This window comes from Streptomyces sp. NPDC058619 (assembly GCF_042717785.1).
Lineage (GTDB): Bacteria > Actinomycetota > Actinomycetes > Streptomycetales > Streptomycetaceae > Streptomyces.
In genome coordinates, this window is record NZ_JBHXQN010000164.1 from 1 (window position 1) to 1,450 (window position 1,450).

1 protein-coding gene is annotated in these 1,450 nt (G+C 69.0%); it reads right to left on the reverse strand.

The features are described 5' to 3' along the window. Positions 1–115: 115 nt before the first annotated feature. Positions 116–1,381 (reverse strand): IS701 family transposase, encoded by a 1,266-nt coding sequence (locus tag ACFWTC_RS38935; protein WP_383933568.1) that lies wholly within the window; start codon positions 1,379–1,381, stop codon positions 116–118. Between the last annotated feature and the right edge of the window lie 69 nt (positions 1,382–1,450).

The window sequence follows — 1,450 nt, forward strand, 5'->3', positions numbered from 1 at the left end:
CTAGTAGGGCTTGGTCAGGTTGGGGCTGGTGTGGGTATGTCGCGGTGGCAGGTGGGGCAGACGCCGGTCCATGTCGCGAGGAGGGTCTGTAGCTCGCGGACGATGCGGTAGAGGCTCAGGCCGGCGCCGCGTCTTTTGGGGCTGTGGCGAGTCGTTGCAGGGTGCAGAAGGCGTGCGCGACGGAGACGAGGGTGACGTGGTGGTGCCAGCCGTTCCAGGTGCGGCCCTCGAAGTGGGCCAGGCCCAGGGCCTGTTTCATCTCGCGGTAGTCGTGCTCGATGCGCCAGCGGAGCTTGGCCAGGCGGACCAGGGTGGTCAGCCGTGTGTCGGCGGGCAGGTCGGAGAGCCAGAACTGAACGGGTTCGCCCTGGTCGGCCGGCCACTCGGCCAGGAGCCAGCACTCGGGCAGTTCCGGGCCGTCAACGGCCTGGCGGACTTCGCGTCCGGCGGGCCGGATCCGCAGGGCCACGAACCGCGAGTACATCCGTTTGAAGCCGCTGCGGCCTGTGCCGGGCCGGGAGCCCTCACGCCATTGCACCTGCTTTGCCGCCTTCCGGCCCGCCGCGATGACCAGTTGTTTCACCGACTGTGGCTTGTCGGGGTACTTCGCCACCGGCCGGCGTCCGATCCCGCAGTACGGCTCGGTCACGGGTCCGGCTTCGCCCGGCTGGGCCGACAAGGTGGTGGAGATCCCCACGACGTAGTTCAGGCCGCGGGCCGTCAAGCCGTGCCGAAAAGCGGCCGCGTCTCCGTATCCGGCGTCCGCGACGGCCACCGGTACCTCGATGCCCCAGGAGCGGGTCTCGTCGAGCATGTCGAGTGCGAGCTGCCATTTCTCCACGTGCCCGATGTCCCCGGGAATGCCGCAGGCAGTGCGGCGGGCGACCTTGTCGGGGTCCGCCTTCGCGGAGCCGGGCGCCCAGGTCTCGGGCAGGAACAGCCGCCAGTCCACGGCTGCCGAGGCGTGGTCCGACGCCAGGTGGAGGGATACGCCCACCTGGCAGTTGGTGACCTTGCCCGCGGTGCCGGTGTACTGCCGCGACACACACGCCGAGGCCGTGCCGTCTTTGAGGAACCCGGTGTCATCGAAGACCAGCACGGTGGGCCGGATCGCCTTCTCCATCTTCCAGGCCAGCCGGGCCCGGATGTGGGACGGATCCCACGGGCTGGTGGTCACGAAGTGGGCCAGGGCCTGCCGGTTTCCGTCCTCCCCGAGCCGGGCGGCCATCGGCTCGACCGACTTGCGCTGCCCGTCCATGAGCAGGCCCCGCAGGTAGACCTGCCCCCACCGACGCTGATCCTTCCTCGCGAACGGCTCAAAAACCTCCGCCGCGAAGTCCTCCAACTCACCACGCACAGACACAATCTCGTCCGGAGTCACGCCCCCTCAACGCAACACCGGGCCAGAAGGACACGCTCAACCACAACCGACCTGACCAAGCCCTACTAG